General features: G+C 66.6%; 26 protein-coding genes. 20 read left to right on the plus strand and 6 right to left on the minus strand.

What is annotated here, in order from left to right:
- Positions 1 to 7: 7 nt before the first annotated feature.
- The 10 genes from ROJ8625_RS00300 (at position 8) to ROJ8625_RS00340 (ending at position 11,194) form a co-directional block, all read left to right on the plus strand.
- A complete protein-coding gene (locus tag ROJ8625_RS00300) occupies positions 8 to 454 on the plus strand; it encodes a hypothetical protein (protein ID WP_085789861.1) in 447 nt (148 codons plus the stop codon).
- Between the two features lie 105 nt (positions 455 to 559).
- The gene (locus tag ROJ8625_RS00305; protein ID WP_085789862.1) at positions 560 to 2,041 is read left to right on the plus strand and encodes an aldehyde dehydrogenase family protein; all 1,482 of its coding nucleotides are present in this window, start codon (positions 560 to 562) and stop codon (positions 2,039 to 2,041) included.
- Positions 2,042 to 2,067: 26 nt separating this feature from the next.
- Positions 2,068 to 3,819 carry a thiamine pyrophosphate-binding protein gene (locus ROJ8625_RS00310; RefSeq protein ID WP_085789863.1) on the plus strand — a complete coding sequence of 584 codons (1,752 nt, stop codon included), beginning with the start codon at positions 2,068 to 2,070 and terminating at the stop codon, positions 3,817 to 3,819.
- Positions 3,820 to 3,948: 129 nt separating this feature from the next.
- On the plus strand, positions 3,949 to 4,476 hold the full coding sequence (locus ROJ8625_RS00315) for a MarR family winged helix-turn-helix transcriptional regulator (RefSeq protein WP_234984114.1): 528 nt from the start codon (positions 3,949 to 3,951) through the stop codon (positions 4,474 to 4,476).
- A 262-nt stretch (positions 4,477 to 4,738) separates the two neighbouring features.
- Positions 4,739 to 5,722, plus strand: coding sequence for a TAXI family TRAP transporter solute-binding subunit (locus tag ROJ8625_RS00320; protein ID WP_085789864.1), 984 nt, complete (start codon positions 4,739 to 4,741; stop codon positions 5,720 to 5,722).
- Positions 5,719 to 7,623, plus strand: coding sequence for a TRAP transporter permease (locus ROJ8625_RS00325; RefSeq protein WP_234984115.1), 1,905 nt, complete (start codon positions 5,719 to 5,721; stop codon positions 7,621 to 7,623). Before ROJ8625_RS00320 ends, ROJ8625_RS00325 begins: the two co-directional genes overlap by 4 nt.
- 177 nt (positions 7,624 to 7,800) lie before the next feature.
- On the plus strand, positions 7,801 to 8,040 hold the full coding sequence (locus tag ROJ8625_RS20870) for a putative antibiotic biosynthesis monooxygenase (RefSeq protein WP_159456677.1): 240 nt from the start codon (positions 7,801 to 7,803) through the stop codon (positions 8,038 to 8,040).
- A 148-nt stretch (positions 8,041 to 8,188) separates the two neighbouring features.
- Positions 8,189 to 9,469: a Rieske 2Fe-2S domain-containing protein gene (locus ROJ8625_RS00330; protein WP_085789866.1), complete on the plus strand. Its 1,281-nt coding sequence runs from the start codon at positions 8,189 to 8,191 to the stop codon at positions 9,467 to 9,469.
- Positions 9,470 to 9,611: 142 nt separating this feature from the next.
- Positions 9,612 to 10,181 (plus strand): antibiotic biosynthesis monooxygenase, encoded by a 570-nt coding sequence (locus ROJ8625_RS00335; protein ID WP_085789867.1) that lies wholly within the window; start codon positions 9,612 to 9,614, stop codon positions 10,179 to 10,181.
- Between the two features lie 80 nt (positions 10,182 to 10,261).
- Positions 10,262 to 11,194, plus strand: coding sequence for an EamA family transporter (locus ROJ8625_RS00340; RefSeq protein ID WP_085789868.1), 933 nt, complete (start codon positions 10,262 to 10,264; stop codon positions 11,192 to 11,194).
- A 167-nt stretch (positions 11,195 to 11,361) separates the two neighbouring features.
- Here ROJ8625_RS00340 and ROJ8625_RS00345 read toward each other — a convergent pair whose 3' ends face one another.
- The 5 genes from ROJ8625_RS00345 to ROJ8625_RS00365 form a co-directional block, all read right to left on the minus strand.
- Positions 11,362 to 11,757, minus strand: coding sequence for a (R)-mandelonitrile lyase (locus tag ROJ8625_RS00345; RefSeq protein ID WP_085789869.1), 396 nt, complete (start codon positions 11,755 to 11,757; stop codon positions 11,362 to 11,364).
- 23 nt (positions 11,758 to 11,780) lie between these two features.
- A complete protein-coding gene (locus ROJ8625_RS00350) occupies positions 11,781 to 12,416 on the minus strand; it encodes an NADPH-dependent F420 reductase (protein ID WP_085789870.1) in 636 nt (211 codons plus the stop codon).
- Positions 12,417 to 12,471: 55 nt separating this feature from the next.
- Complete coding sequence (locus ROJ8625_RS00355; protein ID WP_085789871.1) at positions 12,472 to 13,233, minus strand: carboxymuconolactone decarboxylase family protein; 762 nt, start codon at positions 13,231 to 13,233, stop codon at positions 12,472 to 12,474.
- Positions 13,234 to 13,343: 110 nt separating this feature from the next.
- Positions 13,344 to 14,303 carry a LysR family transcriptional regulator gene (locus ROJ8625_RS00360; RefSeq protein ID WP_234984116.1) on the minus strand — a complete coding sequence of 320 codons (960 nt, stop codon included), beginning with the start codon at positions 14,301 to 14,303 and terminating at the stop codon, positions 13,344 to 13,346.
- Positions 14,304 to 14,332: 29 nt separating this feature from the next.
- Entirely contained in the window at positions 14,333 to 14,791 is a 459-nt protein-coding gene (locus ROJ8625_RS00365) for a (R)-mandelonitrile lyase (RefSeq protein ID WP_085790727.1), read from the minus strand.
- Between the two features lie 331 nt (positions 14,792 to 15,122).
- Here ROJ8625_RS00365 and ROJ8625_RS00370 point away from each other — a divergent pair, with 331 nt between their 5' ends.
- The 3 genes from ROJ8625_RS00370 (at position 15,123) to ROJ8625_RS00380 (ending at position 17,545) form a co-directional block, all read left to right on the plus strand.
- A complete protein-coding gene (locus ROJ8625_RS00370) occupies positions 15,123 to 15,476 on the plus strand; it encodes a cyclophilin-like fold protein (RefSeq protein WP_143534998.1) in 354 nt (117 codons plus the stop codon).
- Between the two features lie 55 nt (positions 15,477 to 15,531).
- Positions 15,532 to 16,278 carry an SDR family oxidoreductase gene (locus ROJ8625_RS00375; protein ID WP_085789872.1) on the plus strand — a complete coding sequence of 249 codons (747 nt, stop codon included), beginning with the start codon at positions 15,532 to 15,534 and terminating at the stop codon, positions 16,276 to 16,278.
- Positions 16,279 to 16,603: 325 nt separating this feature from the next.
- The gene (locus ROJ8625_RS00380; protein WP_143534999.1) at positions 16,604 to 17,545 is read left to right on the plus strand and encodes a murein L,D-transpeptidase catalytic domain family protein; all 942 of its coding nucleotides are present in this window, start codon (positions 16,604 to 16,606) and stop codon (positions 17,543 to 17,545) included.
- Positions 17,546 to 17,733: 188 nt separating this feature from the next.
- Here ROJ8625_RS00380 and ROJ8625_RS00385 read toward each other — a convergent pair whose 3' ends face one another.
- Positions 17,734 to 18,891, minus strand: a complete 1,158-nt coding sequence (locus tag ROJ8625_RS00385; RefSeq protein ID WP_085789874.1) for a zinc ABC transporter substrate-binding protein — start codon at positions 18,889 to 18,891, stop codon at positions 17,734 to 17,736.
- An 85-nt stretch (positions 18,892 to 18,976) separates the two neighbouring features.
- On the opposite strand from ROJ8625_RS00385, the gene ROJ8625_RS00390 reads away from it, so the two are divergent.
- From ROJ8625_RS00390 to phnE (ROJ8625_RS00420), 7 genes are all read left to right on the plus strand, one after another.
- On the plus strand, positions 18,977 to 19,453 hold the full coding sequence (locus tag ROJ8625_RS00390) for a transcriptional repressor (RefSeq protein ID WP_085789875.1): 477 nt from the start codon (positions 18,977 to 18,979) through the stop codon (positions 19,451 to 19,453).
- Positions 19,453 to 20,202 carry a metal ABC transporter ATP-binding protein gene (locus tag ROJ8625_RS00395; protein ID WP_234984117.1) on the plus strand — a complete coding sequence of 250 codons (750 nt, stop codon included), beginning with the start codon at positions 19,453 to 19,455 and terminating at the stop codon, positions 20,200 to 20,202. The genes ROJ8625_RS00390 and ROJ8625_RS00395 overlap by 1 nt, the downstream gene beginning before the upstream one ends.
- Positions 20,202 to 20,996, plus strand: coding sequence for a metal ABC transporter permease (locus ROJ8625_RS00400; RefSeq protein WP_085789877.1), 795 nt, complete (start codon positions 20,202 to 20,204; stop codon positions 20,994 to 20,996). The genes ROJ8625_RS00395 and ROJ8625_RS00400 overlap by 1 nt, the downstream gene beginning before the upstream one ends.
- 344 nt (positions 20,997 to 21,340) lie before the next feature.
- A complete protein-coding gene (gene phnD, locus ROJ8625_RS00405) occupies positions 21,341 to 22,291 on the plus strand; it encodes a phosphate/phosphite/phosphonate ABC transporter substrate-binding protein (protein ID WP_085789878.1) in 951 nt (316 codons plus the stop codon).
- A 67-nt stretch (positions 22,292 to 22,358) separates the two neighbouring features.
- Positions 22,359 to 23,180: a phosphonate ABC transporter ATP-binding protein gene (phnC, locus tag ROJ8625_RS00410; protein ID WP_085789879.1), complete on the plus strand. Its 822-nt coding sequence runs from the start codon at positions 22,359 to 22,361 to the stop codon at positions 23,178 to 23,180.
- Entirely contained in the window at positions 23,177 to 23,980 is an 804-nt protein-coding gene (gene phnE, locus ROJ8625_RS00415) for a phosphonate ABC transporter, permease protein PhnE (RefSeq protein WP_085789880.1), read from the plus strand. The genes phnC and phnE (ROJ8625_RS00415) overlap by 4 nt, the downstream gene beginning before the upstream one ends.
- The gene (gene phnE / locus ROJ8625_RS00420; protein WP_085789881.1) at positions 23,977 to 24,786 is read left to right on the plus strand and encodes a phosphonate ABC transporter, permease protein PhnE; all 810 of its coding nucleotides are present in this window, start codon (positions 23,977 to 23,979) and stop codon (positions 24,784 to 24,786) included. The genes phnE (ROJ8625_RS00415) and phnE (ROJ8625_RS00420) overlap by 4 nt, the downstream gene beginning before the upstream one ends.
- Positions 24,787 to 24,816: the final 30 nt, after the last annotated feature.

Here is a 24,816-nt window from a genome sequence, read left to right on the forward strand (position 1 = left end):
AGGGACCATGACCGACTTCACGCCAGGAGACATCGTCGAGATCGAGACCGACAGCGGGAAGGCCTACGTCCAGGTCACGCACAATCATTCGAGCTACCCGCCGGTCGTGCGGGCGCTTGACGGTCTGCACGAGAGCCGCCCGGACGATCTGGAGGGGCTCGCCACCGGTGCGACGCGCTTCGTCGGGATGATCCCGCTCGGTAGCGCGCTGCAGAAGCTGGGCCGCACGTGCGAGGTCGTGGCGCATGTCGATGTTCCCGAGGACCAGAAGCCGTTCCCGACCTTCCGGATGCCGATCCGCGACAAGAAGGGCGAGATTGTCTACTGGTGGTTCTGGGACGGGCGCGGGCTCAGCTACGATGTCGAGTTGACCGAAGAGCAGAAGGCCCTGCCCCTCCGCGAAGTCATGAGCGGAGAGCGCTTCCTCGAACTTCTCGTGAATCACGAGACGTGATCCAGCGCCGGCCAGGCCGCCCCGGCGGCCGGGCCGGTCTCGCGCGCAAGTCGGCGCCACGGTCGACGGCGCGCCGCCGATGACCCCGATAGGGAGGAGACCCTCATGGACCGCACCGATCCGGTCGATGTCGATGCAGCGCTTCCCGCGCATCGTGACATCTATTTCGGCGGAGGCTGGCACGCGCCGGTCTCTGGCACTTACGAGACCACGATGAACCCCGGAACCGGCGGCACGCTCGCGTCGGTCGCGGTAGCGGGGCAAGCCGATGTCGATGCCGCCGTTGCAACCGCGCGCAAGGGCTTTCTGGAATGGCGCGATGTGGCGCCGCTCGAACGGTCCCGCATCCTCAAGGAGATCGCCGCACGCCTGCGTGCGCATGGCGACGAGCTCGCGATGATCGACGCCGCCAATTGCGGCAATCCCTACACCGAGATGCGCGGAGACGCGACGATCGCGGCGGCGCAGATGGAGTTCTTTGCCGGCCTTGTGACCGAGATGAAGGGCGACACTATCCCGATGGGGCCCGAGCGGGTCAACATGACCGCACGCGAGCCGATGGGCGTCGTCGCGCGCATCCTCGCGTTTAACCATCCGTTCATGTTCTGCGGCGGAAAGATGGCCGCGCCTCTTGCCGCCGGCAACTCGGTCATCATCAAACCGCCTGTCCAGGCGCCGCTTTCCGCGCTGCGCCTCGCCGAGCTGGTGGACGGTCTCCTTCCCGATGGCGTGTTCAATGTCCTGCCCGGGGGGACGGAGGCCGGCGCCGCGCTCGCCGAGCACAAGGACGTGGCCAAGGTCACGCTGATCGGCTCGGTCGCGGCGGGCAAGGCTGTCATGCGCAGCGCCAGCGACACGCTGAAGCCCGTACTGCTCGAACTGGGGGGCAAGAACGCGCTGATCGGGTATCCCGACAGCGACCCCGCACGCGTCGCCGACGCCATCGTGGCCGGCATGAACTTCGGGTGGTGCGGTCAGTCCTGCGGATCGACGAGCCGCGCCTTCCTGCACGAGGACATCCACGACGCGGTCGTGGAGCGGCTGGCCGAGAGCGTCTCGCGGTATCGCCCCGGCGTGCCGACCGATCCCGCGACCACGATGGGCGCGCTCGTGTCCCGCGAGCATTTCTCCAAGGTCATGGGTTATATCGAGAGCGGCAAGTCCGAAGGGGCCCGCATCGTCGCGGGCGGGCACGCCGTGACCGACGGACCGCTTGCGGACGGCTGCTTCATCGCGCCGACCATCTTTGCCGATGTCACTCCCGACATGACCATCGCGCGGGAGGAGATCTTCGGCCCGGTCTTGGCCGTGCGGCGCTGGTCCGACGAGGCGGCCATGCTGGAGGAAGTGAACGGGCTCGATGTCGGGCTGACCTGCGCGATCTGGAGCCGCGACCTTGCCACCGCGCACCGCGCGGCAAACAGGGTCGAGGTCGGGTTCGTCTGGATCAACGAGGTGGGCCGGCACTTCCTCGGAGCGCCCTTCGGCGGGGTGAAGCAATCCGGGATTGGCCGGGAGGAGGGTATCGGAGAGCTGCTGTCCTTCACCCACGAGAAGAACATCCACATCAACCTGGCCGGCCAGTGAGCCGCGACACGTCGGAGGAAGCCCACATGCGCGACGACATCGACCGTCCCGTGCCCCACGAGCCCACGGAGCACTACGGCAGCGACGCCATCGCCGACATGATGCAGCGGTTGGGCACCCCCTATGTCGCGCTCAATCCCGGATCGAGCTTTCGCGGCCTGCACGACAGCCTCGTGAACCATCTCGGCAATCGCGATCCTCAGATGCTGCTGTGCCTGCACGAAGAGCACGCGGTCGCCATCGCGCACGGCTGGGCCAAGGTCACCGAAACGCCGCTCGCTGTGATCCTGCACGCGAATGTCGGCCTGATGCATGCGGCGATGGCCCTCTACAACGCGTGGTGCGACCGGGTGCCGATGATGGTTTACGGCGCCACGGGGCCCGTGGACGCGGCAAAGCGCAGGCCGTGGATCGATTGGCTGCACACGTCGCGCGATCAGGCGGCGGTCGTGCGTCCCTACGTGAAGTGGGACGACCAGCCGGCATCGCTTCAGGCGTCCCTCGCCGCGATGATGCGTGCCGCGACCATCACGGCCACGCCGCCGATGGCGCCCACCTATGTCTGTTTCGACGTGACCGTGCAGGAAGAGAAGCTGACGGCGCCCGCCGCCCTTCCTGCCCCCGATCGCCACGCGGTGCCCCGACTGCCCGAGCCGTCGGATCGCGATGTGCGCGAGGTCCTGGACCTGCTCGAGGGCGCGACCGCCCCGGTCTTTCTCATGGGCCGCGTTTCGCGTGACCAGGCCGCATGGGACCGGCGCGTCGCGCTGGCCGAACACTTCGGCGCGCGGGTCGTGACCGACATCAAGACCGCCGCGGCTTTCCCGACACGGCACCCGCTTCATGCCGGGGCACCGGGATATTTCCTGTCGCCCGAAGCCGGCGAGGTCATCGCTGCGGCCGACCTGGTCGTTTCGTTCGACTGGGTCGATCCCGCGGGCACCTTGGCTCAGGCCGGCCTCGACATCAGCGCCGCGCGCGTCGTCAACGTGACACCCGAGCCGTTGATGCAGAACGGCTGGTCGCTCGATCATCAGGCGATGCCGCCCTCGGACCTCACGCTTCTGACCACACCCGACACGCTCATCGCGGCGCTTTGCGCCGAAGCGGGTATCGGCGCACCGGAAAGCCGGGCGACCGCCGCAGAACCGTCGCCCCCTGCGCCTTCGGCGAGGATGTCGATCGACACGCTGGCCGACGTGCTGTCGGACGCGCTGACCGACGAGGCCACGACCTACCTGCGCCTGACGCTGAGCTGGAACGGCGCCAAATGCGACTTTGCCGGACCCCTCGACTACCTCGGCTACGATGGCGGCGCGGGGATCGGCTCCGGGCCCGGCATGGCGGTCGGCTCGGCACTGGCGCTGCGCGGCAGCGGGCGCCTGCCCGTGGCGGTGCTCGGCGACGGCGACTTCCTGATGGGCGCCACCGCGCTCTGGACGGCGACCCATCACCGCGTTCCGATGCTGATCGTCGTCGCCAACAATCGCTCGTATTTCAACGACGAGGTTCACCAGGAACGGGTCGCGCGCGACCGCGGTCGCCCGGTCGAGAACAAGCATGTGGGTCAGGCAATCGATGCGCCCGACATCGACATCGCCGGCATGGCCCGCTCGCAGGGCGCGACCGCCTTCGGCCCGGTCGAGACACCGGACGAGGCGCGACGTGTGCTTTCCGACGCGATCGCGGCGGTCCATGCCGGCGAAACGGTCGTCGTCGACATGCGGATCCAGCGCGGTTACAGCGACGCCATGGCCGAAGGCATGACGCAGGAGTAATAGGCATGCTCCGCAAGATCGGGGCCCGTCAACCGCGTCGATTTGGAACGAGACAGTTCGTCAACTTGCCCCTGCGCCGTTTGATGTCCAAATTGCACTGCAATCGACATGACGCGGAATGGAACCGGGATGGCGGACGGGACAACCAGGTCGACCGATCGGACCGAGGAGATCTACGAAGAAGAGCGTATTGCTCGCCTCATCCGCTTGGCGGCACGATCGTTCAACCGGTCCTTGCAGATGCGGCTCACGAGCGAGGGCGTCACGTTCGGCCAGTGGATTTTTCTTCGGATCCTGTGGCGAAGTGACGGCCTGTCGCAGCGCGAATTGAGCGAGCGGGCGCACCTGACCGAACCGACGGCGCACACGGCGCTGCAACGGATGGAGGAACTCGGCTTCATCACGCGGCGGAAGGTCGGCAACAACAAGCGACGGCAGCACGCGTTCCTGACCGAGAAGGGTTGGGCGCTGCGCGACCGGCTCGAACCGCTGGCGGTCGAGGTCAACGATCTCGCCCTCGATGGCCTCGACGAGTCCGAAGAAACCGTCTTGCGGCGCGCGCTGAGCGTGATCATCCGCAATCTCGAGCGCGACGAGAAAGACGCGGCAGCGCGCGGACTTCGCGTGCCCGCAACGCGGTCGCTCCCCAACATCTGAGACAGCACGGACCGGTCTGTCAGAGCGGTCTGACAGGTCGATTGTAAGCCTCGCTGCGGTCGGTTGACGCTGCGGCGAAAAAGTCCGTGATCGTCTGTATCCCCCCAGAAAATAAGATTTCTAATTATTTGACCCGATCCGGCAGCGCCACTAAAAAGTAGATGTCTAAGTTTTTCGGTGGCTCCCCGGCCTCGGGAAGACAAGCGACGATCAAGCGACGCCCGCCCCAGTGGCGGGTGGTAGTGAAACTGGGAGGTACATCATGAAAATGTCAGCAATGGCCGCGGTTGTCGGCCTCGCATTCACGTCGTCGGCCGCGTTCGCGGACCCCGTCAATCTCACCCTGTCGGGCGGCAACCCGGGCGGGCTCTGGTCGCTGCTGGGCGCCGGCATCGACCGCGCGGTAAAGGCAGATGACGGTGATTCCGTTGTCACCTACCAAGCGACCGGTGGCGGTTTCGCCAATATCGGCCTGCTGGGCGGCAACCGCACGGATCTCGGCCTGCTGCACGACGCAGAAGCGCAGATCGCGCTCGAGGGCGGAGAGCCGTTCCAGGGACCGATCGAGAACATGCGGGCCATCGGCTACATGTACAACTGGGCGCCGATGCACTTCTTCCTCGATCGCGGGATGGCCGAGGAATATGGCATCGAGAGCCTGGCCGACATCGCCGACAGCGGCGCGCCGATCCGGGTCGGGATCAACCGCTCCGGCAACATCACCTCCAACGTCGCGCTCGCCATGCTCGAGCAAGTCGGTGTGACCGAGGAATCGCTTCAGGAGATGGGCGGCCAGTTCGTCCGCGCCGGCGCGAACGAGCAGGCAGACCTGATCCAGGATGGCCGGCTCGACATGATCACCAACGGCATCTTCATCAACCACTCCTCGTTCCGGTCGGTCGATGAAAACAGCGACGTGGTTCTTCTGAGCGTCCCCGAGGAGGTGGTGACGGCAACGAACGAACAGTTCGGCACAGGCACGATGACCATTCCGGCCGACAGCTACTCGAACCAGAGCGAGGACATCTCGACCGTTGCTCTCGGCGCGCTTCTCGTCGCAACCGAAGGCATGGACGAGGAAACCGCGCATTCGCTCGCGCAATCGCTCGTCACCAACATCGACGAGGTGCGGGCCGTCCACAGCTCCATGAAGCAGCTCGACCCGGAACTCCTGGCCACGCCCAGCGTGCTCGAGTTCCACCCCGGCGCAGCACGCGCCTATGAAGAGGCGGGGCTGATCAATTGATCGGATCCCTTGTCGCCACCGGCCGCAGGCGAAAGCTTGCGGCAGGTTTGCAGCGCGCCCTGATCGTGGTCGCCGCTCTGTTCGCGGCCTGGGTGATCTATGCAAACCTGTTCACGATCTCGGATCCCCTGATCCTGGGCATCCTGTTCGTCTGCGGCATCTACACGATCATGTTCGTCGCGATCGGGGCGACCCCGAACGCGACGGACGAGATCCCGTTCTACGACTGGGCGCTGTCTCTTCTGAGCCTCGCCTGCGGGATCTACTTTTTCGTCAACGCCGGCGCGATCGCGGATCGGATCAGCCTGCTGAACCCGTTCACACCGGCGCAGCTGTTCTTCGGCAGTTCGCTGCTGCTGCTCACGCTGGAGGCCACGCGCCGCACCACCGGCATGGGCCTGACGGGCGTTGTCGTGCTGTTCCTGCTGTACAACCAGTTCGGATACCTGCTGCCGCCGCCGTTCGGACATGGTGTCGATGACTACACCTACCTGCTCGATATCCTCGTCTTCACGACGGACGGCGTGTTCGGTGTGCCGATCCAGGTCGTCGCGAGCTACGTGTTCCTCTTCGTCATGTTTGGCACCTTCCTGTCGAAGGCCGGCGGGGGCGAGTTCTTCTTCAACGTCGCGGCCCTGCTGACCGGCCGGACGCGCGGCGGGCCGGCCAAGATCGCGGTTCTGTCCTCGGGCCTCTACGGCACGATGTCCGGCAGCCCGACCTCGGATGTCGTCGCCACCGGGTCGATCACGATCCCGGTGATGAAACGGCTGGGCTACAAGGCACGCTTTGCCGCGGCCGTCGAGGTCGCCGCCTCCACTGGCGGCAGCGCGATGCCCCCGATCATGGGCTCCGCGGCCTTCATCCTCGCCGAATACACCGGCGTCGCCTATCAGCAGGTCGTCCTCGCGGCGCTGTTCCCTGCCCTGCTCTACTATCTGGGCGTCTTCGCGCAGGTGCACTTCCGGGCGGTGAACAACGATCTGCGCCCCTCGGACGACGACATCCCCACCGCGGCCGAGACGTTCAAGACGGGCTGGGTCTTCCTGATCCCGATCGTCGGCATCGTCGTGGCGCTGGTCGTCGGCTACTCTCCGACCTTCGTCGCGGGGATCGGCGTTCTGGGCGCGGTCGTGGCCTCCATGCTTCTCAAGGCGACGCGCCTGAGCCCGTGGCAGATCGTCGAGGGTCTGGGCGAGACGACGCTGCGCATCCTGCCGGTGGCGGGTGCCTGCGCCGCGGCCGGCCTTGTGATCGGCGGGCTGTCCATGACCGGCCTCGGAATGAAGGCGGCCAATGTCATCCTCACGATCAGCAACGCCCAACCGGCGGTCACGCTGCTGATCGCGGCCGTGGTCACGATTATCCTCGGCCTCGGGATGCCCACGCCCAGCGCCTACATCCTGGCGGCTGTTCTCGTCGGGCCGGCTCTGGCGGAGCTCGGCTTTCCGATCCTGCAAAGCCACATGTTCCTGCTCTACTTCGCGATCCTGTCGGCGCTGACGCCGCCGATCGCGGTCGCCGCGCTCGCGGCCGCCGCAATCGCGGATGAGGATCCGTTCAAGATCGCGTTTTCGGCAGTACGTCTGGCAGCCATCGGTTTCCTTCTGCCGTTCGCCTTCGTCGTGAACCCCGGGCTGATCCTGCAGGCGGACCCGTTCACCAACGGCCTCGCGATCCTCGGCGGCATTCTCGCCACGGGGGCCATCGCCATGTCGATCGAGGGAGCGGTCGGGATCTCGCTGCGCAGTGCAGAGCGCTTGATCCTCACCTTGGCTGCCGTCGCTGCGGTGATGCCGTTCACACTCGTGGCGCTTGGCGGGATCGCGGTGATCTGCGCGATCATGGCGCGCTACTTCATCAAGGTGAAGGGCACGCAGGCACCGGACATCGCCGGATGACCTGCTACATCCTCGTGGGGCGCCATCGTCGGCGCCCCGCATCTTCCGGCCCCGGAACACGCGGCAGAGATGCGTGCGATGCACCGCCGAAGGTGCCGTGCAACGCGTCGGCGGGGCCCTGCAACATGGATCGCGACGACATCGCGTTATCGAACAGAACTGACATGGAGGGTCACATTGCCCGACACAGCCGGCGATCATCCACGCCAACATCCGTCCTTCTGGAAGCGTTGGACCGTGGCCATGATCGCAGTCTATCCCCCGCTGGTGGCCCTGGTGTATCTGTCGCAAAGCGTGCTGCAGGGCGTGCCGACCCCGGCATCGCTGTTTATCATCGCGCTGTGCCTGACCGGCCTGTCGACCGGACTCATCCTGCCGTTCCTGAACCGCCGACTTGCCGGCTGGCTGCACCGCTAGCCAAGAGGGTCGGGAACCGCATCCTCGGCCCCGCGATCAATCGACAGGCGAGATCGTGACCCCAGCCAGCAAGCCTGAGCTTGACTCAACTTCTTAGATACCTAAGACTAATCACAGATCCGAATGCCCTATTCCGGAGGAAAATTCGATGCTCACGTATGAGGAAAACGAGCTGCTGACCCGCGTTAGCGGCGATGCGCCGATGGCGCAGCTGATGCGCCAGCATTGGACCCCTGTCTGCCTGATCGAGGAAGTGGCAGAGCCGGACTGCAACCCGCTGCGCGTCGAAGTCCTCGGTGAAAGCTACGTCGCGTTCCGTGACTCCGACGGGCGCCTGGGCATGCTCGACGAGCTTTGCCCACACCGCAAGGCGTCGCTCGTCTACGGGCGCAACGAGGATTGCGGCCTGCGCTGCCTCTACCACGGCTGGAAGATGGACGTGGACGGCAACGTCGTCGCGATGTCATCCGAGCCCGAGGGCAGCCCGCTGATGGACAAGGTGAAGGCACGCGCCTACCCGGTGCGCGAATGGGGCGGTTTCGTCTGGGCATGGCTCGGCGATCCCGAAGAAGTCCCCGAGTTCCAGCCCCCCGCCTTCGCACCCGAAGAGGACACGCCCGTTTCGATCCTCAAGATCCGCGTTCCGGCCAACTGGGCGCAGATCCACGAGGGCCAGATCGACAGCGCGCACAGCTCGTCGCTGCACTCCTCGACGATGAAACCGGCCAAGGTCGAAGGCGCCGCGTCGGACGACAAGTCCTGGTATCGGCCGTCGACCGACAAGTCGCCGAAGATGCAGACGGAAACCACGAGCTACGGCTTCCACTACGCGGCGATCCGCAAGCCGATCAAGAACGCGAAGACCCACCACTACCTTCGGATCACCGAATTCGTGGCGCCCTACTACTCGCTGATCCCGCCGAACAACAACTACAAGGTCGCGAGCGTCATCGTTCCGATCAACGACGATGAATCCGCCTTCCACTTCATTGCGTGGGGCGGGCCCAACGTCCCGTCGACCGAGGAGTGGCGCAGCTTCAACCACGCCGTTCCCGGCGAGGACGTCGATCACAAGTGGCGCACGAAGCGGACGCTCGAGAACGACTTCATGCAAGACCGCGAGGCCATGAAGGAAGGACACTTCACCGGCGTTCCGGGCATCCCGAACGAGGACATCATCATGTGGGTCTCGATGGGAAGCCGCGTCCAGCGCCATACGGACACGCTCGGCGCGTCCGACCTCGCAATCGTCGAGTTTCGCCGCCTCATGGTGGACGCGGCGAAGAAGGTTCAGGACGGCGGCCGCGCGATCGGGACGGACTCGGACATTCCGCAGGCCCGGATCGCCTCGCACGAAGGCGTCTACTCCAAGGACGTCGACTGGCGCACGCTGGTGGCGCCAAGCTCGGCGTCGCAAGCGGCGGAGTAACCTCGCCCGGGCATAGGGCCCGTGCCGCGGCGTCCGCCCTCCGGCCCGAGGGCGGGCGTCTTGCGTTCGGCGCTGGCACCGAGTGCTGACGGACCACACAACCCGGCCCCGGCCGGGACCACAGGCGAAGGACAGGACCAAGGTGCTCGACGCGAAGATGCTGGATGAGTCCGGCAGTTCCCTCATGGTCGCGCTGCGCGTGCGGCAGTCCGACGCCGACCTGTGTGCCGAACGGCTCGAGGCGCTCAATCGACGCCTGACCGAGGCCGACGGGTTCCGGTCCCTCGACGTGATCCGCCGCGATGGCGGTCTCGGCACCGACTTCTTCATCATCGCGCGCTTCGACACGGTCGAAGCCCTCGAGGCGTGGCGGGCGTCTCCCGAACGCGCGGAGCGCTTGCGCGATGTCGAGGCGCTCGCAATCACCGATGTGTCGCGGCAGCAAATGGCGGGGTCCAACATCTGGTTCGAACCAGTCGTCTCCATCCCCAGCGCGCCGACGCCGCCGCCGTTCTGGAAGCGCTGGCTCCTGAGCTTCGTGGCGGTGTATCCCGCGCTGATCCTGCTCGTCGCGATCCTCTCGCCGGTCACGGCCTCCCTGCCCGAGGCGCTTCGGCTCCTCGTCATCGCGATCGTCCTGACGGGCCTGACCACGGCCTTCATCGTGCCCATCCTGACCCGCTCGCTTTCGGGCTGGCTGCATCGCGGCTGAGACACGCAGTCCGGGAATGGCAGAAGACGTGAAGCCGTGCGCGACCCCGACCTCGCGCGTCAGATCCTGCGGAGATCTTCATGCAACTGATCGGTGAAGGTTTCGCGGTCCTCGCGGCATTTCTGTACGCGCTCGGATCGGTCGGGGTAACGCTCGACGCGCGCGAAAATGGCGGGCGTGGCACGTCCGTTGTCCTGTCGGTGGCGATCACGGCGGTTCTGTCGGGCGTGCTATGGCTGTTGGTGGGCCAGCCGATCCCTGGCATGAGCACGGACCTTCTCGTGGGTATCGGCTATTTCTGCCTTGCGGGCCTGCTTGCCACGGTCCTCGGTCGTGTCTTCTTCTTTCGATCGATCGAGCTGACCGGCGCGGTCGAGACCTCGCTTCTGCGTCGGCTGATCCCGGTGTTCGCCACGGCGCTGGCCGTTGTCTTCCTCGGCGAAGCGTTGAGCGCGGAGGTTCTGCTGGCCTTCGCGCTGGTGTTTTCGGGCGTCGCGATCGTGGTCCTGAAATCGCCAGGCAGGCTGGCCGCGAGCCGAGACGATGCGGCTGCCGACCGCAAGGCCCGGATGGCGGGGCGCGGCCTCGCCGTGGGGTCCGCCGCGAGCTATGGCGGCGCTTACGTGACGCGCAAGTTCGGGATGATGACGCTGCCCGATCCGCTGGCCGGCACGTTCATCGGCGCGATCGTCGGGCTCGTGTTCTTCGCCGCGGCATCCCCGTTCAGCCCCCGGTACCGAAGCCAGATCGCGACCCTTCTAAACCGCCCGACTCGGTGGCAGGCGCTGTCGGCCGGGGCGATCTCCTGCGGCCAGATCTCGCAATTCGCGGCGCTGAAATACACCAGCGTCACCAACGTCGCCATTATCGCGTCGATCGAGATGTTCTTTGCCGCCTGGCTGGCCGGCTTCGTGATCCGGTCGGAACCCCGGCCGGGGATGGGCTTTGCCATCGCATCGCTGCTGGCGATGGCCGGCGTGGTGGTGCTCGCGCTCGAGCGCGGCGGGCCGTGACGCCATCCCGCGGCCGCGCGAGGCACGCGGCACGGGCGCCAGCCAACCAGGGTCCGGTGCAACACCGAAGTGGCTTGGCCCCGATGCGAAAGGCGACACCTCAGGCTCAGCACCGTGCCGCATGCCGCGTCTCCGAGGTCGCGCCACGGCCCAAAGTCGGGCGGCAGTCAGATGCCGTAGTCCTCGTCGGATACCTTCTTCAGCCAGGTCACTGGCGAGCCGTCGATGCTTTCCTGGATCGCGATGTGGCTCATTGCGGTGTCGGGTGCGGCGCCGTGCCAGTGCTTTTCGCCCGCGGGAAACCAGACGATATCGCCCTCGCTGATCTCCTCAATCGCGCCACCCTCGCGGGCGACGCGTCCGCGGCCGAAGGTCACGATCAGGGTCTGCCCGGCGGGATGGGTGTGCCACGCGGTCCGGGCGCCGGGTTCGAACGTGACATGCGCGCCGGAACTGCGGCCTGGCTCTTCCGCCTGGAACAGCGGGTCGATGCGCACGGTGCCAGTGAAGGTCTCGGCGGGGCCGACGCTCGACGGCGTCTGGCCGGATCGGGTGATTTTCATGGCGATCTCCTTTGCTGCTGTGCTCAGCTCAGCTTGTCGAAACGGTAGGTGAGGGCCGGCCCGCCGGGCTGCCCGTAGGCAAGGACGGCAGTGACCATCGCAAAGGGTTCGGCGTAGCGTCCCGTGGCCAAGCCGCCCGCGTCGAGCGGATCGAACCCGATGTCGCGGATGAGGCCACCCGCGAGTTCCTTTGCTCCATCGTTGTCACCGTAGATCAGCAAGTGCGGGCGCGGCTCGGTGTTCTTGCGGGAGAACACCGGATCGAACGCCTCCGACGGGCTGGTGTTGAAGCACGACACCCATGCCGCGCCCGGACGCATCGCCGCCAGCTCTTCCGCACCCGACGTCTCGGGCCCGAGAACGAGCGCATCGTTGGCCTCGTTGAGCGGCACGCAGCAATTGAGCACGACCCGGCCCTCGAGATCGCCCGCCTGCGCGAGCACATCGCCGATGCGCGACCAGTGCACCGCGAGCAGGATCGCATCGGCGCCTGCGACAGCCTCGGCCACGGTGCCGGATGTCGCGCCCGCATCGCGCGCGAGCCGTGCGAGTTTGTCCGCGCTCCGGGAATAGGCGAAGGTCACGTCATGGCCGCCGGCGGCCCAGAGCCGCCCCAGTTTCGATCCCATGAGACCCGCGCCGAGAATGGCGATCTTCATGATCTCTGCCTCCGATTGTCGGGCGGGCGGGCCGGCCCCCGCCCGCCCGAGGGGATTACTGCCGCCGGCTTTCGAACACGTCCTTCGCGACCGGCATCGCGGAGAAGACGCGCGGCCAGCCGGTGTAGAACGCGAGGTGCGATAGCATCGCCCCGGCCTCGTCCTGCGTCAGGCCGTTGTCCATGGCGCGATTGAGGTGGAACGTCATCTGCTCGGGTTGGCCCGCGGCGATCAGCGCGGCCACCGTGACGAGGCTGCGGTCGCGGGGGTCGAGCGCGGGGCGGAGCCAAAGGTCTCGGAACAGCAGCTCCTCGGTATTGTCCACGACACCCTGGCTCACGTCGCCATAGGTCGATTGCACGAAGTCCTGGCGCTCGGCCTCCGCGTCCTCGTCCAGCGGAAGAAGCTCGGGGTCCTCGGCCGGCAGGTCCTCGGACGACACGCCGCGTTCTTCGAAGACCGGCGCGGCGGACTCGGCGGCCGCGACAGCATTCCCCCAGCCACTGTAAAAGGCGAGGTGCGTGATCGTCTCGGAGATCTCGGCCGGCGTCACACCGGCATCGAGCGCGAGCGCCACGTGCTCGGACAGGCTATCCGTTTCGTTGCGGGTCAGCTTGGCGGCGAATGTCACCAGCGCCCGGTCGCGCATCGACAGCTGCTCGTCGGACCAGACCGACCCGAACAGATCGTTCTGTGCGTATGTTTCGAGCTTGGGGGCAACCTGGCCGACTGCATCCGGCAGCGTGGTTGACAGGTCCTGCGCCGCGAGGGGCGCGGCGACAACGGCGAGGGCCGAGGCGGCAAGGCGGGTCTTCATCGGTGGTCTCCCGTAGAGAGTTTCTGACTCTCCACGGGATGTGGACCTTCGTGTCGGGACCTTAATGGCCCGCACAGCGAAGGCGCTCATGAGCGCGCCTCATCAGTCGCTCAGCCGCGTTCGCGCAAGGCATCGAGAACGACCTGGAACGCCGAAGATGGGCGGAGGCGGCTCGGGTAGTAGAGGTAGAACCCCGGAAAGGCGGGGCAGAAGGTCTCGAGGCACGTCTCGAGCGCTCCCGCCGCGAGCGATTTCGCGGCCAGACGCTCTGGCACAAGCGCGAGGCCGATCCCGTCCACCGCGGCCTGCATGACCGGCCCGATCGTGTTGAAACAGGCCTGCCCGCTCACCTTTACTGTGATTTCGGTGCCGTCCGGCTCCTCGAACTCCCATGCATAAAGCCCGCCATGGTTCGACAGGCGCAGATTGATGCAGGCGTGCTCCGACAGATCCTGAGGGGTCTCGGGTCGTCCGCGGCTCTCGAAGTAGTCGGGCGATCCGATGCAGATCATGCGCTCGTCCGGGCCGATCCGCGCGGCGATCATGCCCTCGCTCACCTGGTCGCCGTAGCGCACGCCGGCGTCGCATTGCGACGCGGCGAGGTCGGTGTATCCGTAGTCGTTGACGAGCTCGATGCGCACCGAGGGATAGGCTCGCAGAACCGGCGCAAGTTTTGGCCAGAGCAGCGTGTCGATGGCATAGTCGGTGGCCGCGATCCGCACGGTGCCGGTTGGCTCATCCCGCGCCTCGTTCAACGCGAGGAGCCGCGCCTCGATCTTCTCGAAGCACGGGTTGAGGGTCGCGAGCAGGTCCTCGCCCTCGAGCGTCGGCGCGACGGACCGGGTCGTACGGGTCAGAAGGCGCAGGCCGAGCCGCGCCTCCAGGGATTTGATCGTGTGGCTGAGCGCGGATTGCGACACGTTCAGCCGCGCCGCCGCGCGCGTAAAACTCCGCTCTTCCGCAACGGCGGCCAGGGCGATCAGGTCGGTGATGTTCTCGCGAAGCATGAGCGCGGCACGGGCCTGCGTGTCGATTGCACTGTCCCGCTGCGATATATGCGTCAGGCTCATGACGTCCACCGACTAAGTGGCCTGAGCGCTTATTGCGCGTATTCGGCGTCGGTGACCTGATCGCCCCATTCGACCGCGGATCCGTCTTCGGCTGCCTGCACGGCAAGATGCGTGACCGACGTGGTGTCGGTGGCCCCGTGCCAGTGCTCGACGCCGGCCGGCGCCCAGATCACGTCACCGGCCTGCATGGTGATCTTCTCGCCGCCGCGCTCCTGCACCCAGCCGGTGCCGGCGGTAACGACGAGCCATTGGCCGATCGGATGCGTGTGCCAGGCCGAGCGGGCCCCGGGCATGAAGATCACCTCGCCGGCGTTCACGTCGTTCATCTCCGGGCCGAAGACGGGCGCGACATAGACGGTCCCGGTGAAGGTTTCCGCGCTGCCGAGCTGTCCGGCGCGGTCTTCCGCCCGGGTCACGTCGAGCGATTGCGCCAGTGCGGCAGGCGCGGTGAGCGAGAGAGCCAGGGTAGTTGCGATCAGTCGGGTCATTCGGTTCGTCTCCAGGTGCGGGTAGAAATGTCGCGGGCGGTCGATCGCCCTGTCCTTCACTTGGCGCGCGCGCGGCGACGCATCATCGCCCCCGGACAGGATCCGCTCATGAGCGGCCCTCATGAGCGATCGGCGTGCACGCGGCCAAGCGACTGATGAGCCCCCCTCATGAGTAATAGTGATTTGCGGCGGATTATCCCGCGGGGCTCACGCATCTACTTGCACGGCATCGACACGGGAGCACGGCGCCATGGATCAGAAGCAACGAACCGCCATGGTTTTTGCCGTCGCCCTGTGGACAGGGCCCGCAGCATCGCAAGAGGAGGCCGGAATGATACCGATCACCATCACCGTCGGCGCGGAGACCCTTTCCGCCACGCTCGACGGCAGCACTGCGGGACGAGACTTCGCCGCGATGCTGCCGCTCGACCTCACGCTGTCGGATTTCCACGGCATCGAGAAGGTCGCGGACCTGCCTCGCGCCGTTGATACGAGGGACGCGCCCGAAAGCTACACGCCCCGGGCCGGCGACATCACGATCTACGCGCCGTGGGGCAACCTCGCGATCTTCTACAAGCCATTCCGGACCGCGCGCGGCCTCGTCCGCCTCGGCGCGTTCGACGATCTCATCGACCCGCTCCTGCAGAGCGGGTCCTTCGCGGTCCGCATCGCGCGGGCCGACTGATCCCCGGGGCGGACGCGTGCCGCCTGCACACACCAAGAAACCAGGAGAACGATCCATGACCGACAACATCAGCGGAAAAGTCATCGTCATCACCGGCGCCTCCAGCGGCATGGGCGAGGCGACGGCCCGCGACCTTGCCGCGAAGGGCGCGAAGGTCGCGCTCGGCGCGCGCCGTCAGGACCGGCTCGACGCCATCGTCAAGGACATCGAAGCGGCCGGCGGCGCGGCCGTGGCTCTCACCACCGACGTCACCAAGCGCGATCAGGTCGAGACGCTGGTCACCAAGGCCAAGGACGCCTTCGGCCGGGTGGACGTGATGTTCAACAATGCCGGCCTGATGCCGCTCTCGCCGATGGAAAGCCTGCGCGTCGACGAATGGGACCAGATGGTCGACGTCAACGTGAAGGGGACGCTCTACGGCATCGGGGCGGTCCTGCCGATCTTCAAGGAGCAGAAATCGGGTCAGATCATCAACGTCAGTTCCGTCTATGGCCACAAGGCCGTAGCCACCGGAGCGGTCTACTGCGGCACCAAGTTCGCGGTTCGCGCCATTTCCGAGGGTCTGCGTCAGGAGGTGAAGGACTACAACGTCCGCGTCACGGTCATCTCCCCCGGCGCGGTCGACACCGAGCTGACACAGCACATCGCCGAGCCGGATCTCGGCGACCAGATCCGCGACTTCGTCAAGGACATCGCTGTGCCCTCCTCGACCATGTCCGACATGGTCGCCTTCGCAATTTCCCAGCCCGAGAACGTGGACGTGAACGAGATCCTCTTCCGCCCGACCGTTCAGCCGGTCTGACCCCCTCGGGGATCTATCGACACGGTCGTCTTGAAGCACCCCCGCCGCGTGCGGGGGTGTCTTTCGTCTGAAGGCGGCAGAATCGAGCGCGGCTGGCCTCCGAGGTCCGGGCCCGGCCTCTTCGGACATCGTCGGCCTGCGCCTTTTTGGAGGTTCCCTGTTGCACCGGAGCCAGACCTCGCAATGCAACTTCGGCAGCAGCGCATGATTTCACGGAAGCTCCGCGCCCGGGCGCATCGTTTGTGTTACGCTCCCGCCGAGGCAACCCGAGCAGGAGCGCTTCCCGATGTTCGCGATTTCACGCCGGTTCGTACTGGTATCCGCGATGCTTGCCATCGCGACAGGGTCGATCCCGGCCCGAACGGGCGCAGAGACGGCCGATATTCCGGCATGGCTGCAGCAGCATGTGGGGACGGACGAAGGTCAGATCGCGCCCATCGTGCTTCAGCGGGCACGGGCGCTCCATCAGCGAAAACGGCGCGAGGGCGTCGTCCAGAACCCCTGCTACCTCGCGAAGGATGCGACACGTCCGAGCACGTCCACCAACGGGCAGCCCAACCCCCGGTTCTATGTCATCTGCGAGCAGAGCCAGCAGTTCCAGGCGGTGTCATCGGGTTACGGCAACGGCCGGTCGCTGCCGCGCGCGGACTTCTCGAACAATCGCCAGTGCGCCCGACACTTCAGCAATGCCGAAGGGTCGAAGCTGACGATGGGCGGGACCTACCTGACCGCGGAGACGCGTACGTCTTTCAAGGGCTACTACAGCCAAGCCGGCCAGTCTCGCCCGTTCAATCGCACGTTTCTGCTGTTCGATGGCGAAGGTGAGACGCGCAACGCACGCGAGCGCGCCATCGGCGGCCACGAGGCTGTTTTCCTGAAATGGCAATGCCGTGGCCGGAAGCCGGACAGCGCATATGCTGATGAGGACGGATATGTCCCGTACGGACGGCTGGTCGATTACACCGGGGGCCGCAGCAACGGGTGCACGACGTGGTCGAGCGAGGTGTCAGACGACATCATCTCTCTTGTCGAGGGCAATCCCACATCCCTCTACATCTATCCCGAATCCGAAGACATCGATGCCGTGGCCCGGGCCGTGCGGTCAGGAACGTCTCCGTCGGAGGCCGGGCTCTACTGGAACAGCACCTGCCTCGCGGCGATCGGGGAGCCGAAGTTCTGGCCGAAACGACAGCTTCAACCGATCATCGACGAATGGCGTCGGTCGCTGCCGCCGAGCGAACCATTGGTCCTTCCGATCTGCCGGTAGCAGCGCTCGATCTCACCCCTCGCGGTTGGCCGCAGACGGGCGTTGGGTGGCCGATTGGCAAGACGTCGCGTCCGCTGCTGACCTGGAGCGATGCGTCGAAAGAGGCGCCTGTGGTATCCCCGCCGGGACTGGTGGCGCGCGGTCGGTTCGAGGCGCCCCGCCGGCGGTGCGGCGACGCGCATTGAAAATCAGGACGCCGACCCGCAGCCGGCAATGCTGTCGGCGACGGTGCGGATCAGGTCGGGATAGAAGCCCGGACCCATCTGCAGGTCGAAGCCGAGCGGGTCGATGACGGCCGCTTGCGCGTCGGTGCCCTCGGACACGACGGCCACGAGATCCTGATTGAATTGCGGTTCCGCGAAAACGCACCGGACCTCGAGATCGCGGATGGTGTCGCGCACCTCCTCAACCCGCGCGGGGCTCGGGTCCGTCGCGTCGCTGAGCGAGATCGCTCCGGCCGCCGCGAGGCCGAACCGGTTCTCGAAGTAGTGATATGCGTCGTGGAAGACCACGAAGCTGATCTCGCCGGCTGCGGACAGGGTGTCCTCCGCTTCCGCCATTGCGGCGTCGATCTCCGCCTGCCCCGCGGCGGCGTTGTCGCGATAGGTTTCGGCGTTTTCGGGGTCGAGTTCGGCCAGTTCCGCGGCGATCACGTTCAGCCAGATCTTGCCGTTCTCCGGGTCGAGCCAGGCGTGCGTGTCGACACCTTCGTGGCTGTGACCCGCATGATCCTCGCCTTCGTGCGCATGGTCGTGGTCGGCGTGCTCCTCGCCGTCATGCGCGTGGTCGTGGTCGGCATGTTCCTCGCCGTCATGCGCGTGGTCGTGGTTGGCATGTTCCTCGCCGTCATGCGCGTGGTCGTGGTCGGCATGCTCCTCGTCGTCATGCGCGTGGTCGTGGTCGGCATGTTCCTCGCCTTCGTGCGCATGGTCGTGGTCGGCATGCTCCTCGCCGTCATGCGCGTGGTCGTGACCCTCGAAAGTCGCGCCTTCGCGGTAGTCCAGCGTGGTGATGCCGTCGACGTCGAGCAATTCGACGACGCGCGCGCCCGAGGCCAGCGTGCCGATCGAGTCCGAGAGCCACGGCGCCAGTTCGGATCCGACCCAGAAGACCGCGTCGGCCTGCTCGAGCGCCTGCGCTTCGGACGGGCGCATCGAGTAATTGTGCGGCGACGCGCCCGGCTGGACCACGAGGTCCGGCGTGCCGAGGCCCTCCATGACACGCGCCACCAGCCCGTGCACCGGCGCAATGTCGGTCGCCACGCGCGGCACATCCGCCTGCACCGCACTTGCTGCCGTGATCGCGACGACGCTGCCGGCCAGAGAATTGGCAAAGCTCATGGACATCCAAAGCTCCTGTAATTAGGTAACACCTAAATGCCTTAGTCGTTATGATATTTCATAGCAACCCGAAATCACGCAGGAGCTGGCAATGACCGACCCGGCATTCGAGGCGCATGACCACCATGCATGTATCGTCGACGGCGTTGCGGCCGTCGAGCGGGCCTGCGTCGCGCGGGGCCTTCAACTCACGCAGACCCGAAAACGCGTGCTCGAGATCCTGCTGTCCGAGCACAAGGCAATGGGGGCCTACGAGATCCTCGACGTGCTGCGCGCCGAAGGCCTCGGATCGCAGCCTCCCGTCGCCTACCGCGCGCTCGAGTTCCTGACAAAGCACGGCTTCGCCCACCGGATCGAACGGCTCAACGCGTTCATCGCCTGCTCGCATTTCGGGGACGCTCACGCGCCCGTCTTCCTGATCTGCCGACGGTGCAATTCGGTCGCGGAATCCCGGTCGGACGTTGCGAAGAGCGAGATCGGCCGCATTGCGAAGGGAGCCGGCTTCGTGATTGAACGCACGGTGCGCGAGGCCGAAGGGCTTTGCCCGAAATGCGTGGAGGCCGCCTGATGACGGACGCGAGCCCCCTCGTTTCGGCCAGCGACCTGACCGTCCGCTTCGGCGAGACGACCGTGCTGCACGACGTCAACCTGCGCGTTCAAGCCGGCGAGATCGTGACGATCGTCGGGCCGAACGGCTCGGGCAAGTCGACGCTGATCGCGGCCCTTCTGGGCGGTGTGACGCCAGCGACGGGCCGCATCGACCGCGCGGCCGGCCTTCGGATCGGCTACGTGCCGCAGCGGCTCGTGCTCGACCCGACGCTGCCGATGACGGTCGAGCGGTTCCTGTCCCTGCCCCGCCGCGTGTCGGCGCGCCGCGCCCGCGAAGCGCTGGAGCGCGCCGGCGTGCCGGAGATCGGCAATCGCCAGATGGCGGCGCTCTCGGGCGGCCAGTTCCAGCGCGCGCTGCTGGCACGCGCGATCCTCGAAGAGCCCGACCTGCTGATCCTCGACGAGGCCACCGCGGGGCTTGACCAGCCGGGCGCCGCCGCCTTCTACCAGCGCATCGAGGAGGTCCGGGCCACGACCGGCTGCGGCGTGCTGATGATCAGCCACGACCTGCACGTGGTGATGAGCGCGTCGGACCGTGTGATCTGCCTCAACGGCCATGTCTGCTGCGAAGGCACGCCCGAGGTGGTCGCGGCGGCTCCAGATTACCGCCGCCTCTTCGGCGAGGGCACCCAGGGCGCGCTGGCGCTCTATCGCCACCATCACGACCACACCCATGCGCACGATCATTCGCAGGACGCCGCTGAGTAATGCTCGACGACTTCATGACCCGCGCCGCACTGGCCGGCATCGGCACCGGCCTCGCGGCGGCGCCGCTCGGATGCTTCGTGGTCTGGCGCCGCATGGCCTATTTCGGCGATGCGACCGCGCATGCCGCGATTCTCGGCGTCGCGCTGTCGCTCGCCTTTTCGCTTCCGATCTTCGCAGGCGCGCTGGTCATCGCTCTGGTCATGGCGACGGTCGTGTCGATCATCTCGGGCCGCGGTTACGCGATGGACACGCTCCTCGGAGTTATGGCGCATTCCGCGCTCGCGTTCGGCCTCGTCGGCGTGACGTTTCTTCAGGGCGTCCGGATCGACCTGATGGCGTATCTGTTCGGCGACATCCTGTCCGTTTCGCGCGCCGACCTCGGCGTGATCTGGGGCGGCGCGGCCTTGGTGATCGCGCTGATCGGCTGGCGCTGGTCGGCGCTTCTGACGGCGACGCTGAACCCCGACCTCGCCCGCGCCGCCGGGATCGACCCCAAGCGCGAACAGCTCGTCCTGACGCTGGCGCTCGCCGTCGTCGTGGCGGTCGCGATCAAGGTCGTCGGCGTCCTGCTGATCACTGCGCTCCTGATCATCCCGGCGGCGACCGTGCGCCCGTTCGCCGCCACGCCCGAACGCATGGGCGTCATGGCCGCGCTCGTGGGCATGGCGTCTGCCTGGGTCGGGCTGCGCGTCTCCTACGCACTGGACACGCCGACCGGGCCGACGATCGTCTGCATGGCCGCGCTGCTCTTCAGCCTCTCCACCGTGGCGTCGGGCGTGAAGCGCGCGGTATAGGGCGCGCCGCAGGTCCGGCCGCGCAGACGGAGCCGCCGCCCGCACGAGGCTTGTGCGACATCCGGACGCGCACCGAGCCCAGTCGGCCCGAAACCCGGTTACACTCGCGGGGCTGCCTTTTTACGAGGATCGCGATGTGAGCCGATCGGCCGCTTGCACAGGCCCGTAGCGTCGACACGATGGGAGCAGCGCCGCCGAATGAGTCGCCCGTCCAAAAACCCGCACATCTGCAAAGCCCCGAGCCGCCGCACCGATTTGTCGCACGCTGCGGCGCGCGTCGTGTTACGTTCCCGACACACTGCCTTGTTACGGCCCGACCCAGACGAAACAGACAGGGGAAACTCATGAAAACGCTCAGCACTCTGACGGCGATCGCGGCACTGTCCTTCGCGGGCGCAGCACATGCGCAATTTGCGCTCGGCGACCGCTACGAAGACAACGACGGCGACCTGATCGCGGACATCCCCGAAGACGAATCGGAGCTGATCGATCCCGACACGCTGATCTTCGCCTACACGCCGGTGGAAGATCCGGCCGTCTATGCCGAGGTCTGGCAGGGCTTTCTCGACCACATGTCCGAAGTGACCGGCAAGGAGGTCCAGTTCTTCCCGGTCCAGTCGAACGCCGCCCAGATCGAGGCGATGCGCGCCGGGCGCCTGCACGTCGCGGGCTTCAACACCGGTTCGAACCCGCTGGCCGTGGCTTGCGCCGGCTTCCGTCCCTTCGCGATGATGGCGGCCGAGGATGGCTCGTTCGGATACGAGATGGAGATCATCACCTACCCCGATTCCGGCATCGAGGAGGTCGCGGATCTGCAGGGCGAGACGCTGGCCTTCACCTCCGAGACGTCCAACTCGGGCTTCAAGGCGCCGTCGGCCATCCTCCAGGCCGAGTTCGACATGACGGCTGGCGAAGATTTCGAGACCACCTTCTCGGGCGCGCATGACAGCTCGATCCTCGGCGTCGCCAACCAGGACTATATCGCCGCCTCGATCGCCAACTCGGTCAAGGCGCGCATGATCGAGCGCGAAGTCATCTCCGAAGACCAGATCGAGGTCGTCTACCAGTCGCAGACCTTTCCGACGACGGGCTACGGCACGGTCTACAACCTGACGCCGGAGCTGCAGGACAGCATCCGCGAAGCGTTCTTCAGCTTCGAGTGGGAAGGCACCGCGCTCGCCGAAGAGTTCGGCAAGAACGGCGAGGACCAGTTCATCGAGATTTCGTTCGAAGAAGACTGGGCCGTGATCCGGACTATCGACGAGGCGAACGGCGTCTCCTACGACTGTAACTGAGCCGGGCCACTGGCCCCGATCGACGGGCGGCTCCGGCCGCCCGTTTGCGTTCGACGGAGACTGCGCGATGCTGCATCTGGACGGATTGTCCAAGACCTATGCCACCGGGGAGGCGGCGCTCAGCGATGTCACGCTGACCGTTCCGCAGGGACAGATCATGGGGCTGATCGGCCCGTCCGGCGCCGGCAAATCCACCCTGATCCGCTGCATCAACCGACTGGTGGAGCCGAGCTCGGGCAAGGTGATCCTCGGCGATGTCGACCTCGCCCGGCTGGGCAAGGCCGAGCTGCGCCGGCAGCGCCGGCGCATCGGGATGATCTTTCAGGAATACGCGCTCGTCGAACGGCTGACCGTGATGGAAAACGTCCTGTCCGGGCGTCTTGGATACGTGCCGTTCTGGCGCAGCCTGCTGCGCAAGTATCCCGCGCGCGACATCCAGACCGCCTACCGGCTGCTTGATCGCGTGGGGCTGATGAACCGCGCCGACAGCCGCGCAGACGCTCTGTCGGGCGGCCAGCGGCAACGCGTCGGCATCGCGCGGGCGCTCGCGCAGGAGCCCGAGCTTCTTCTTGTGGACGAACCGACGGCGAGCCTCGACCCCAAGACGTCGCGCCAGATCATGCGGCTCATCACGGAGATCTGCGCCGAGCGCGGACTTCCTGTCATCGTCAACATCCACGACGTGCCGCTCGCCCAGCAATTCATGCAACGCATTGTCGGTCTCCGGGCGGGCCGGATCGTGTTCGACGGCGCGCCGGCGGACCTGACCGAGGCCGCGCTGACCGAGATCTACGGCGCCGAAGATTGGAACGCCATGCGCCAGGGGGACAGCGAGCAGGCGGAGGCCGAGGCCGACGCGGCGCGCCGGCTGGAGGCGCTGGCGAAATGAGCGAGACCTATCCCACGACGTGGCGGCGGCCGCCACAGATCATCCGTTCCGCGCGATGGCGCTACGCGGTGCAGCTCGGGATCGCCATCTACCTCGCGCTCGCCCTGGGAACGATCGAGGTCGACTGGGGACGCGTCGCCGATGGCCTCGCCCGCGGCCAACGCTTTGCCGCCGGCTTCCTGCAGCCGGACTTCGTCAGCCGCTGGGCCGACATCTCGCGCGGGCTGATCGAAAGCCTGACGATGACCCTGACATCGACGGTGGTCGGTGTGCTGATCTCGATACCCGTGGGCATCGGCGCCGCCGCGAACCTCGTGCCCGCGCCTGTCTATTTTGTCTGCCGCGGGATCATCGCGGTCAGCCGCGCGCTGCAGGAGGTCATCATCGCGATCTTCCTGGTGGCGATGTTCGGCTTCGGTCCGTTCGCCGGATTCCTGACACTGTCATTCGCGACGATCGGGTTCCTCGCCAAGCTCCTGGCCGACGACATCGAGGAGATCGAGCCCGGCCAGGTGGAGGCCGTGCGCGCGACCGGCGCCTCCTGGACGCAGCTCGTGAACTACGCCGTCCAACCGCAGGTCATGCCGCGCCTCATCGGGCTGTCGCTCTACAGGCTCGACATCAATTTCCGCGAAAGCGCGGTGATCGGGATCGTCGGCGCCGGCGGTATCGGCGCGACGCTGAACACTGCAATCGACCGCTACGAATACGACAGCGCGGGCGCGATCCTGCTGCTGATCATCGGCATCGTCATGATCGCCGAGTACGGCTCCAGCTATCTGAGGAAGTTCCTGCAATGACCGCGCACGACTATCCCGAGGTCTGGCAGCGCCGGACGCCGCGGGCGCGGCTCGTGCAATGGATGGGCTGGCTGTGCCTCGTCGCGCTCTTCGTCTGGTGCTGGCAGGTGATGACGGCGAACACGATCTGGGCGTTCGTCACCGACGCACCGCGGCAGGCCGCCGACATCGGAAGCCGGATGTGGCCGCTCGAGTGGGGATACGTGCCCGAGCTTCTGTTGCCGCTGTGGGACACGATCAACATCGCCACGCTCGGCACGATCGGCGGCGTCGCGATGGCCTTCCCGATCGCCTTCCTCGCCGCGCGCAACACGACACCGTCGGCCATGATCCTGAGGCCCATCGCGCTCTTCATCATCGTGGCGTCGCGCTCGATCAATTCGCTGATCTGGGCGCTGCTTCTGGTGGCGATCATCGGGCCGGGCCTCCTCGCCGGGATCGTCGCGATCGCGCTGCGCTCCATCGGCTTCGTTGGCAAACTTCTCTACGAGGCGATCGAGGAAACCGACGCGCGCCAGGTGGAAGCCGTCGAGGCGACCGGCGCCAGCGGTCTGCAGGTTCTCAGCTACGGCATCATTCCGCAGATCATGCCGGCGTTCTGGGGCATCTCGGTCTTCCGGTGGGACATCAACATCCGCGAAAGCACGATCCTCGGGCTTGTCGGCGCGGGCGGGATAGGGCTCAAGCTGAACGCCTCGATCAATACCTTGTCGTGGGACGAGGTCGCGGTGATCCTGCTTCTGATCCTCGGGACCGTCGTGGTCAGCGAGTGGGTCTCCGCCAAACTGCGGCGCGCGATCATCTGACGACCCGGCGCGCCCGGCTCGGCGCCCGTT

The organism is Roseivivax jejudonensis, from assembly GCF_900172265.1.
Taxonomy (GTDB): domain Bacteria; phylum Pseudomonadota; class Alphaproteobacteria; order Rhodobacterales; family Rhodobacteraceae; genus Roseivivax; species Roseivivax jejudonensis.

Coding starts and splice junctions, on each gene's coding strand:
- ROJ8625_RS00300 (WP_085789861.1), top strand. CDS start 8: ATGACCGACTTCACGCCAGGAGACATCGTCGAGATCGAGACCGACAGC.
- ROJ8625_RS00315 (WP_234984114.1), top strand. CDS start 3,949: ATGGCGGACGGGACAACCAGGTCGACCGATCGGACCGAGGAGATCTAC.
- ROJ8625_RS00380 (WP_143534999.1), top strand. CDS start 16,604: ATGCTTGCCATCGCGACAGGGTCGATCCCGGCCCGAACGGGCGCAGAG.
- phnE (WP_085789881.1), top strand. CDS start 23,977: ATGACCGCGCACGACTATCCCGAGGTCTGGCAGCGCCGGACGCCGCGG.
- phnE (WP_085789880.1), top strand. CDS start 23,177: ATGAGCGAGACCTATCCCACGACGTGGCGGCGGCCGCCACAGATCATC.
- ROJ8625_RS00365 (WP_085790727.1), bottom strand. CDS start 14,791: ATGACCCGACTGATCGCAACTACCCTGGCTCTCTCGCTCACCGCGCCT.
- ROJ8625_RS00395 (WP_234984117.1), top strand. CDS start 19,453: ATGACGGACGCGAGCCCCCTCGTTTCGGCCAGCGACCTGACCGTCCGC.
- ROJ8625_RS00355 (WP_085789871.1), bottom strand. CDS start 13,233: ATGAAGACCCGCCTTGCCGCCTCGGCCCTCGCCGTTGTCGCCGCGCCC.
- phnD (WP_085789878.1), top strand. CDS start 21,341: ATGAAAACGCTCAGCACTCTGACGGCGATCGCGGCACTGTCCTTCGCG.
- ROJ8625_RS00360 (WP_234984116.1), bottom strand. CDS start 14,303: ATGAGCCTGACGCATATATCGCAGCGGGACAGTGCAATCGACACGCAG.
- ROJ8625_RS00345 (WP_085789869.1), bottom strand. CDS start 11,757: ATGAAAATCACCCGATCCGGCCAGACGCCGTCGAGCGTCGGCCCCGCC.
- phnC (WP_085789879.1), top strand. CDS start 22,359: ATGCTGCATCTGGACGGATTGTCCAAGACCTATGCCACCGGGGAGGCG.
- ROJ8625_RS00400 (WP_085789877.1), top strand. CDS start 20,202: ATGCTCGACGACTTCATGACCCGCGCCGCACTGGCCGGCATCGGCACC.
- ROJ8625_RS00350 (WP_085789870.1), bottom strand. CDS start 12,416: ATGAAGATCGCCATTCTCGGCGCGGGTCTCATGGGATCGAAACTGGGG.
- ROJ8625_RS00385 (WP_085789874.1), bottom strand. CDS start 18,891: ATGTCCATGAGCTTTGCCAATTCTCTGGCCGGCAGCGTCGTCGCGATC.
- ROJ8625_RS00305 (WP_085789862.1), top strand. CDS start 560: ATGGACCGCACCGATCCGGTCGATGTCGATGCAGCGCTTCCCGCGCAT.
- ROJ8625_RS00370 (WP_143534998.1), top strand. CDS start 15,123: ATGATACCGATCACCATCACCGTCGGCGCGGAGACCCTTTCCGCCACG.
- ROJ8625_RS00390 (WP_085789875.1), top strand. CDS start 18,977: ATGACCGACCCGGCATTCGAGGCGCATGACCACCATGCATGTATCGTC.
- ROJ8625_RS00340 (WP_085789868.1), top strand. CDS start 10,262: ATGCAACTGATCGGTGAAGGTTTCGCGGTCCTCGCGGCATTTCTGTAC.
- ROJ8625_RS00375 (WP_085789872.1), top strand. CDS start 15,532: ATGACCGACAACATCAGCGGAAAAGTCATCGTCATCACCGGCGCCTCC.
- ROJ8625_RS00330 (WP_085789866.1), top strand. CDS start 8,189: ATGCTCACGTATGAGGAAAACGAGCTGCTGACCCGCGTTAGCGGCGAT.
- ROJ8625_RS00320 (WP_085789864.1), top strand. CDS start 4,739: ATGAAAATGTCAGCAATGGCCGCGGTTGTCGGCCTCGCATTCACGTCG.
- ROJ8625_RS00310 (WP_085789863.1), top strand. CDS start 2,068: ATGCGCGACGACATCGACCGTCCCGTGCCCCACGAGCCCACGGAGCAC.